Below are 9,795 nucleotides of genomic sequence, written 5' to 3'. Positions count from 1 at the left end.
GTGACAAGCCTGTCAAGAGCAAGTCTCGTAAGTCAAAGCTGGACTTCATTGATGAAGAGGAGGCTGTCTTTACACGTATCCATAATAATGATTACGTGCATGCCAAAAAGCGCCTGTACATGACAGCCACACCAAAGATCTATGGAGATGCAGCCAAAAAGCAGAAGGAGACTGGTGAGGCTGTGCTGTATTCCATGGACGATGTAGATGTCTTTGGACCGGTGTTGCACTCTCTTAACTTTGATAAGGCTGTCAGTCTGGGCTGCCTGGTGGATTACAAAGTAGTAATTCTGGTGGCTGATTCCCGTTTTGCCCGTACAGCAGAAAGCATAAGCCATCTTTCGGACAACAATGCGGCCCGTATTGTTGGTGCATGGAAAGCTCTAAACAAGTACGGCACCTCAGATCAGCTGGTCGGTGACCACCTGCCTATGCGTCGCGCTGTAGGCTTTGCTCAGGTGATCAATCCCGATAAGAAGCTCGACAAGGTCTCATCAAAAGCTTTTACTGACACCTTTGAGACTGTAGTCAACGAATATCGAAATCATGTTATCAAGGAAGGACCAAAGCCTGAGGATCCGGTAGCCAACAGTGAATACAAATACATCATGAGCCATGATCTGCACTGTGACTGCAGACATATTGACGGCTCTATGAATGCTCTGGAGAAAGGTGCACTGCTGCAGTGGCTGCGTGAAGAACCGGCGAATGAGCACTGCAAGATTCTCTTCAATGTACGCTGCCTGAGCGAGGGTGTAGATGTTCCAGCACTTGATGCCGTAATCTTCCTGTCACCACGAAAGTCTCAGGTAGATGTGGTTCAGACCGTAGGCCGTGTCATGCGTCGTGCCCCGGGCAAGAAGCGCGGTTACGTAATCATTCCTGTTGTGGCCAGCGCAGACGAGGAAATTGACTCCGTTATCAACCGTACAGACCAGTTCGCTGTCGTCTGGCAGGTGCTGCGCGCCCTCAAGGCCATCAACCCTAACCATGTTATCGTAGATGGCAACCTCGAAAAAATCGACGAGCGCATCGAAGTCGTCTGCATTGACGACAAGGCCCTGGCTGCAAAGGCTGATACAGGCAAATCATCCAGAAACTCATCTAAACGCAAGCCTGAGTCCGATGAACCTGTAACGAAGCCAGGGCTTATTGATCTTATTGAGTATGAGCAGCGTATCAAGTCATCTATTGTCCGCAAGCTTGGTAACCGCCGAGAGTGGGAGGACTGGGCCGATGATGTAGCTGAGATCTGTAAGAAGCAGGTTGACATCATCAACAACACTCTCAATGACACGTCCAATGCCGCTGTACGCAAGGAGTTTGAAGACTTCCGTATACACCTGTCGTCTTCCATCAATGGCAAGGCTGTCAGTGAGGAAGAAGCTAATGTACTGGATGCTGATGAAGTCATCGATATGCTGGCTCAGCATGTGGTCATCAAGCCAATTCTGGACAAGCTCTTCCCGGGCTATCCTTTTGCCAATCACAACCCTGTAGCCCGCGCGCTGTCCGATATGCTTATGAGGCTGGACAGCAAGGGACTTCAGGACGCCAGTGTTGAACTTAAGAACTTCTATGATGGCCTTGAGTTCCGTATGCAGAACGTCAGGACTCTTGCTGAGCGTCAGTCGGTGGTAGTAGACCTCTTTGACCGTTTCTTCAAGGTAGCTTTCCCTAAGCAGCAGGAAAAGCTGGGAATTGTATACACCCCTGTTGAGGTGGTTGATTTCATCAACCACTCAGTCAATGACATCCTCAAAAAGGAGTTCAACCAGACCCTGGCAAATGACGGCGTGCATGTCCTGGATCCTTTCACCGGCACCGGCACCTTTATCACCCGTCTGATGCAGTCTGAAGACATTATTCCGCGTAATGCCCTGGCCAACAAGTATTACCATGACCTGCATGCCTTTGAGCTCATGCCGCTGGCCTACTATGTAGCCTCCATCAACATGGAATCAGTCTTCCATGACCTGGTGGAGGGTATGCCATACCAGCCAAACAACATCACCGTACTGACCGACACCTTTGCCCTGCACGATGAGCAGGTAAACCCGCTGCTTGCTAACACCATTGCTCAGAACACTGCCCGCCGCCAGCAGGTAGACGAACTGCCAATCCGCGTCATCATCGGCAACCCACCATACTCTATTGGTCAGACCAGCGCCAATGACGACAATCAGAATGAGCGTTACCTTGGAAAGAAAGGTGTAGATACCCGCATTCAGGAGACCTACGTAAAAGAAGGTGGTAAAGTCTCCAGCTCCAAGAGCATGTATGACAGCTACATTAAGGCATTCCGCTGGGCCACTGATCGCATAGGAGAACAGGGCATTGTGGCCTTTGTAACCAATGCCGGCTGGATGGATGCATCAGCCGCCAATGGCATGCGCAAGTGCCTGCAGCAGGAGTTCAGCTCAATATACATCTACCATTTGAAAGGCAACCAGCGTACATCTGGAGAGCAGTCCAGAAAGGAGGGCGGCAAGATTTTCGGCGCAGGCAGCCGCGCACCTATCGCCATAACCATTCTTGTTAAGAACCCTGCATCTCAGGAGAGTGGTCGCATTCACTTTGCCTGTGTCGATGACTACATGTCCCGTGAGGAAAAGCTGCTGCAGCTGGCCTCAACCAAGTCAGCGGTCAATGCTGAGCTCTCAGAGATTGTTCCGGATGAGCACAACGACTGGTTTAATCAGAGGCGGGATGATTTTGGCAAGTTCATTACTGTTGATGGCAAGAACACAAATGGTCTGAGTGTTTTTAGAACCATTAGCCTTGGCGTCAACACAAACCGCGACGCTTGGTCTTTTCAATCAGGAAAAGAGCAACTTGAGTCAAACTTTGAAACGTGTATCAACTTCTATAACAGTCAGGTTGATAGTTTTAGCAAAGATGCTGAAAACTTTGTCCAAGTTTTTGATGCAAAACAAATCAAGTGGAGCTCCAGCTTGGAAAGCAAACTGGAACAAAAGGTCACGAGCAGCCCATACTCTGAGGATAATATCAAGTTAGCTGTCTATCGCCCATTCTTTAAGCAGTTCGTATATTGGGACAAGTTGTGGATACACCGAGAGTCTTCTCAGCCAAAATTATTCCCATACAACGGAGCCGAGAACCTTGTCATCGGAGTAAGCAGTTTGGGAGCTAAATGTTTTGATGCTCTTATGAGTAATCAAATTCCTGATTTACACCTTGTTGAATCCGGGTGCCAGTGCCTTCCACGCTATGTCTACACCAGGGCTCCTGAGGGCGGGCTCATAGGCGAGATTGCAGGTCGTGATGCCGATGAGCATGGTTATGTGCGTACTGATGGCATCAATGCTGAGGCTGTGGAGCACTTCAGGGCTGCTTATCCTGAGCACGCCTCTGAGATTGATGCCGACGCTGTGTTCTACTACATATACGGAATACTGCACAGTGAGGACTACCGTACCACCTATGCCAATAACCTCATTAAGGAGTTGCCACGTATTCCGCGTGTGGCAACCTATGAGGATTTCTCTGCCTTTGAGCAGGCAGGCCGTAAGCTTGCTGATCTGCACATCAACTACGAGTCAGTTGAGCCATATAAAGGCTGTGAGCTTACGGGTATTGGCAGTGGGGACTTCAGGGTCAACAAGATGGCCTATGGTAAGGTCAAAGGCAAGACTGGTGATGCGGGCAAGGACCGCAGCATGATCGTCTACAACAACTCCATCACCATCAGCAAAATTCCACTGGAGGTTCAGGAGTATGTGGTCAACAAGAAGTCTGCCCTTGACTGGGTTGTTGAGCGCTGCTGCGTCAAGGTTGACAAGGACAGCGGCATCATTAACGACTTCAACGACTATGCGGCCTCAGTAGGCGATGAGCAGTACATTCTCAAGCTCATTCTGCGTGTAATAACTGTCTCTCTGGAGACAGTAAAGACAGTCAGGGCTCTGCCAAAGCTGGCCATTCATAAGCTCGATCAGTAGCAGCTTTATGGGCTGGAGGCACTCCGGCAGAGAGCAGGCAGCTCCGGCCAGGGCCACGGTCACTGCTATGGCAGTGGCATGGCAGGCCACATGGTCTTGCCATGCCATTTGAATGCGCTACCTGTCTCAAAGCTGTGAGAAATAATAATGAAATGGCAACATTTACGGTTATGATAGGGCATATGAGCCGCTGCTGCCTGTAATTCCGGGAATTTGCCATTATGAGCCCTGAGCGCTGGCCCGCATCTTAAGGATGCCTTGCCTGTGGGCTGTTTCCTGTGGTTGTGGGTTGTGGGTTTTCCCGAGGCTTTAGGTCTCCGGCCTGCAGGTTAGGCCTTTCGGGGCAGTGAGCAGTCAGCGGCCGATGCGGACTGTAATGGTTTAATGCCGGACTGTCTCCCGGCTCCGCCTGTTCAGACAGTAAGGAGGAAACTTGGCCAGCAGAAAAGTTATATTAGAGACGTCCCGTCTTCTTCTGTGTCGCCTCAGACCAGGCGATATGCCCCTGCTTTCCCGAATTGTGCAGGACGACAGCGTAATGTATGCCTATGAAGGTGCCTTAAGCGACCCCATGATGCACGAATGGATGGACCGTCAGATCAGGCATTACGATGAGTGGGGCTTTGGCCAGTGGGGAATGTGGCTCAAAGACAGTAATGAAATGATAGGTCTTTGCGGTATAACCATGCAGGAATATGAAAACTCGGTAGTTCCTGAAATTGGTTATCTGCTGGCGCACAAATGGTGGCATCAGGGCTATGCCTTTGAGGCTGCCCGCGCCTGCAGAGAGTATGGCTTCAAGCTGCTGGGCTTTACCTCAATGTACTCCATTATCCGTGAGGGCAATACCTCATCAGAGCGCCTTGCCGAGCGCAACGGCATGAAACCGGTGGGCACCAAGATAATTCATTACCGTGGTGTCGACATGAATCACACAGTATTCCGCGTCGACTGCGACTTCGAACTTAAGTAGCCTCCCGGCCCCGACAGAAATGCCCAATGTCTCCAGGCCTCTGGCAGCGCAGCGATGCCCTAAGCCTGCTGTGGCCTGGAGCGGATGAAAATTTACCGTTGCTCAAACCAAAATGGCTGCCCTGAGGCAGCCATTTTTTTTGTGCCATTTAATGGTCAATGGCACTGAACTGAGGACAGTGTTCACTGTGACAGTATTATCTGAAACAGTGTGTTCTGTCATTCCCGGCAGTGCCATGCAGCCTTATGGCCAGCATGGCACCCTGCCGGGCAGGTGCAGGATATACCTGCCTCAGATTACTTTAAGTTGATGGAGTAGAAAGAGTTCTTACCGCCATAGTTGGTGGTACCCTCGAGCTCTTCCTCAATACGGATTAACTGATTGTACTTGGCCAGACGGTCAGAACGTGACATGGAACCGGTCTTGATCTGACCTGCATTGGTACCAACGGAGATGTCAGCGATGGTGGCATCCTCGGTCTCACCGGAGCGGTGGGAAACGATGGCGGTGTAGCCGGCACGCTTGGCCATCTCAATGGCCTCGAAGGTCTCGGTTAAGGTACCGATCTGGTTTACCTTGATTAAGATGGCGTTAGCAACACCCTTCTCGATACCCTCCTTGAGGATGGCAGGGTTGGTTACGAACAGGTCGTCACCTACCAGCTGGCACTTCTTGCCCAGACGGTCGGTCAGCTTCTTCCAGCCGTCCCAGTCGCCTTCAGCAGCACCGTCTTCGATAGAGATGAGTGGGTACTTGTCAACCCATGATTCCAGAACGTCGATCCACTGATCGATGGTGTAGGTCTTGCCCTGCTTGGTGAGCTGGTACTCGTTCTTCTCGGCGTTGTAGAACTCGGAAGAAGCGCAGTCCAGACCGATGCAGATGTCCTTGCCTGGCTCGTAGTTGGCAGCCTTGATGGCTTCCATAATGAGCTCAATGGCCTCCTCGTGGGAGTCGATGGAAGGAGCGAAGCCGCCCTCATCACCTACAGCGGTGGTCATGCCCTTGGCATTGATGATCTTGCGCAGAGCGTGGAAGGTCTGAGCACCCATGCGAACGGCCTCAGCCAGAGATGGAGCGCCAACAGGGATGATCATGAACTCCTGGATGTCCAGGTTGTTGTTGGCGTGAGCGCCACCGTTGATGATGTTCATCATTGGAACTGGCATTTCCATCTTGCCAGAGCCGCCCAGGTAGCGGTACAGAGGCAGACCGGCATCCTCAGCAGAGGCCTTGGCAACAGCCATGGAAACAGCCAGGATAGCGTTGGCACCGAGGCGGGCCTTGGTGTCAGTGCCGTCGAGCTTGATCATGGTACGGTCGATTAAAACCTGATCGCTGGCCTCTAAACCTAATAAGGCTTCACGGATTTCAGTGTTGACATTGGCAACGGCCTTTAAGACACCCTTGCCGTCATAACGGGACTTGTCACCGTCACGCAGCTCGATAGCCTCACGGACACCGGTGGAAGCGCCGGATGGAACGCTGGCACGACCAAAAGCGCCGGAGTCTAATAAAACATCACACTCAACGGTTGGGTTGCCACGGCTGTCAATGATTTCACGGGCTTTGATATCAACAATCGCACTCATGTCTTTATTCCTAATGTTTCTCAAATTGAAGCCTTTATACATGGCCTTTCCCTGGGAAAGACGCTTCAGAAAACGGCAAAGAGAGCCGTCTTCCTGACAAAAGGCATAAATACAATGGCGCAGGTCTGAGACTGTTCCTGACAGCCACTGCTTAATCTGTATCTGTGTGCCATCACGCAACGGCTGGCATAAATAGCCAGTCATGCACTCCCATTTGCCCACACACACTGACAGGAGCCAGCACCAGGGCGGGAGATTAAATATCATGATGACTGCATGCATGGCCATTAAATAAATGGCCGCATGGGTGCACACCTGTCAGCAGGCGGGAGCGGACGGCATGTCCGGGCACTTACCTTGAGCATTCTCCGGCTTATGAGCCGGAACAGGTGCGCAGCAGAAAACTGGTTGTGAGCCTGCCTGTTCGGCAGTTGCAGGATTCAGTCACTCTGAAATTCAGCCATCCATGGTATTGAGGAGCAAGTGTTAGGGGTCTTAATCCTCAGGATTATGGCTGACTCTCAGCAGGCCGGTATCGCATGGCCTGTCTGGATTCTGTTCCTGGCGATGCCAGGTTTGTATCAGCTGACCAAAGTTATCAGAAAACAACTTGAATTGTCCATAACTGACTTTAGTTAGCCAAAGCTCACGACAAACATTATATCGCTAATATCACCTCATGCAAGTACTTTCGGACACTGATTTTCGGCCTGCAACTGGAGGCAAAAAGTTGCGTCAACTGTGCATGCATGCATTAGCGTTTGCTGACAAACATATGTGATCTGCGTCAGAAACATCTTAAAGCATGCCCCGGCCCCCTGTGAGTGCCCAGCTCGTGGCACTTTCTCATATGGGAAATATTTTCGCTTATGTCTTATATGGATTGACCAGTTTTTTCCGGTGTGCACTCCTAGCTTTACAGATCAGGCAATACCAAAGGAAAGGGATTTGTTCGTAAACATGCCTCACATAACCTCCATAAAAGCTGACAAACGAGCCAGGACAAGGCATATAGCACGCTCCCGAACTGCAGGATCAAGACAGACAGGATAAGAAACGGCCTGGCAGACAAACAGGATCAGAAGTCAGTCTGGCTCGCAGACATAACAAGAAGCTGCCCGGCTGGCAAACAGGATGAGAAGTTGTCCGGCTGGCAGACAGGACAAGAAGCTGTCCGGTTGGCGGACAGGATAAGAATTTTGCCGACAGGCAGACATGATGTGAGGGGAGCCATGCACTTAGCGCGGCACATGCAAACGCACGAAAGACGCTGGACTTATAATGCGGGGCCGCTGGTGCGCATGCGCGCATGGCGCGCAAATGCGCTGGCAGATTCAGCAAAAGAACCGCTTTACTGCCGGATAAAGAAAGGGATAAAGACTATGAAAGTCATGTTGCCCGGCGCCAGAAAGGGGAAAGACGGAGGTGAGTGGGTGGATCTGGCGCGTGAGCGGAGGCCGCCTGACAGGGCGGTCGTACACAGGCAGGGAGTTATCAGCTGCGGCAGGGCAGGGCAGGGCGGGGACAGGGCAGAGTATCAGGCAGGACGTGCCGGGCTGGAGTCGTTATCGGCCATGCAGCAGCCCTCCTGAACGTTGCTGTCGGTCTGACTCGAGGCATGCTTATCAGTCAGAGCGCAAGGAGTGCCATCTACAGGTATCTGCACTGGACCATTACGGCTTGACTCATGACGGGCTGCAGCCTCCTGCAGGGAGTTGAACACGATTTTATTAGCGCTGTCATTGAGATTACGGCGCAGTGATGGATCAATACCCAGACAGGCAGCCAGATTCTCAAGATAGCCCAGCTCCAGGAAATGACTGTTATGCAGCATTACGGCTGAAAGCAGGTACATATCCAGGCTTTCTTCAGGATAACGAACACAGGCTGCCAGCAGCGAAGGGTCGAGATCAATGGTCAGCAGACGGTCAATCTCACCTCTGATATTGCTGTAGAGCTGACGTGGAATAACGGTTTGACAGAAGTCAATCAGAGAATTGTACTCGTCTGTTTCGATGCGACCATCTGCACGCATGGCAAAAATCATGGTCTCGATGATCTGCAGCACGGTCTCATAGAGGATAGCCTCATTACCCTCCTCAAGCAGACCGTCAGGGCGCAGCACAGCTGATCTTCTTCTCATCCACTGCTTGAACATGCCGTAAGCCATTACTGCAGCAGTCTGAGCATGTCTGTCATGACGGGACATACTCGAGAGGATCTGCTCATCTGAAAGAAAGTAGGAGTTTTCCTTGCGTTCAGAGCGTCTTAATTCGTCACTTACGCCGGTTTGCTCGCCATCAGTAGACATACTGTTAAGGTCATTACGTCCGCTCAGGGCAGGCATGATTTCGCTGTGAGCGTCGCTGCGACCTGCAGGAGCCATGAAGGTTCCTGACATGGTAGCCGGTACGTTTTCCGAGCCGGCACAGCTCTGCCTTATACGATCATGCGGGGCACAGATATGGGCCCCAATGGTAATGTTGCCTGAGGAGGCGTCAGACTGAGATGGCATAGTAGATACTTTCCTGTTCTATGTTCCCTGGCAAAAAGCTGGCAGCTCTGTCTGCCAAATCTGCCAATGGCCCAATATAACGCAATAGACAGATTCTTTGGCACTCTGCACCAATATGTGAAAATTAATGATCAATATGCCCAATTTGTGACCTGACCATACAGGCAAATTAGTCTGTCCATGTCACATACCCACTCCCCGGCCCTAAATCAGCCAGACAAAGTCCCAAATGCGACAGGAATGGCATAGAGTTTCATCCTCATAATCATCGCCACCATGAGCACGGAGCCACTGAAAAGCCAGGCATTGCCCATGAACTTAACGCAATAACGCTTTACAAAACAAAGATGCTCTTAGCCAGTAATAATTAAGGCAGCCCATGGCTGCCTTATTAATAAAAAGTGCTTTGGAGCTAAACCCATCAAGGCTGCACCATGGCCACAGCACGCCACTGGTATGACGGAGCGGCCCTGGCCGCAGCACCGCACTGGTATGACGGTACAGCCCTTGCCACAGCACGGCACTGGTATGACGATGCTGCCCTGGCTGCAGCACCGCACTGGTATGATGGTGCAGCCCTGGCCGCAGCACGGCACTGGTATGACGGTGCAGCCCTGGCCGCAGCACCGCACTGGAATGACGGAGCAGCCCTGGCAACAGCATGGCACTGGTCTGACGGAGCAGCCCTGGCAACAGCATGGCATTGGTCTGACCGTGCTGCATTGGCCTGACGCCGGCGCCGTCTGCTTTATG

5 protein-coding genes are annotated in these 9,795 nt (G+C 51.6%); 3 read left to right on the top strand and 2 right to left on the bottom strand.

Annotated features, from left to right (window positions below):
* On the top strand, nt 1-3,962 hold a 3,962-nt coding region (locus tag MXE41_RS04415), incomplete at its 5' end, for a type ISP restriction/modification enzyme (RefSeq protein ID WP_247099508.1).
* A gap of 433 nt (nt 3,963-4,395) precedes the next feature.
* The gene (locus tag MXE41_RS04410; protein ID WP_246977817.1) at nt 4,396-4,935 is read left to right on the top strand and encodes a GNAT family N-acetyltransferase; all 540 of its coding nucleotides are present in this window, start codon (nt 4,396-4,398) and stop codon (nt 4,933-4,935) included.
* 296 nt (nt 4,936-5,231) lie between these two features.
* Here the strand turns inward: MXE41_RS04410 and eno are convergent, their stop codons facing one another.
* A complete protein-coding gene (gene eno, locus MXE41_RS04405; protein ID WP_246977816.1) occupies nt 5,232-6,527 on the bottom strand; it encodes a phosphopyruvate hydratase in 1,296 nt (431 codons plus the stop codon).
* Between the two features lie 1,537 nt (nt 6,528-8,064).
* Entirely contained in the window at nt 8,065-9,042 is a 978-nt protein-coding gene (locus tag MXE41_RS04400) for a DUF533 domain-containing protein (RefSeq protein ID WP_247099507.1), read from the bottom strand.
* 434 nt (nt 9,043-9,476) lie between these two features.
* Between MXE41_RS04400 and MXE41_RS04395 the strand changes: the two genes are divergently transcribed.
* Nucleotides 9,477-9,773, top strand: coding sequence for a hypothetical protein (locus MXE41_RS04395; RefSeq protein WP_247099506.1), 297 nt, complete (start codon nt 9,477-9,479; stop codon nt 9,771-9,773).
* The last annotated feature ends 22 nt before the right edge of the window (nt 9,774-9,795 follow it).

Origin of the sequence: Anaerobiospirillum sp. NML120449 (genome assembly GCF_023051105.1) — a bacterium.
Taxonomy (GTDB): Bacteria; Pseudomonadota; Gammaproteobacteria; order Enterobacterales; family Succinivibrionaceae; genus Anaerobiospirillum.
Note: the sequence above shows the minus strand (reverse complement) of the source record. Positions and strands in the feature narration are given on the sequence as shown.

Bases quoted from the DNA above. Each gene is read 5' to 3' on its own strand.
- eno (WP_246977816.1), bottom strand. From the start codon at position 6,527: ATGAGTGCGATTGTTGATATCAAAGCCCGTGAAATCATTGACAGCCGT.
- MXE41_RS04400 (WP_247099507.1), bottom strand. From the start codon at position 9,042: ATGCCATCTCAGTCTGACGCCTCCTCAGGCAACATTACCATTGGGGCC.
- MXE41_RS04395 (WP_247099506.1), top strand. From the start codon at position 9,477: ATGGCCACAGCACGCCACTGGTATGACGGAGCGGCCCTGGCCGCAGCA.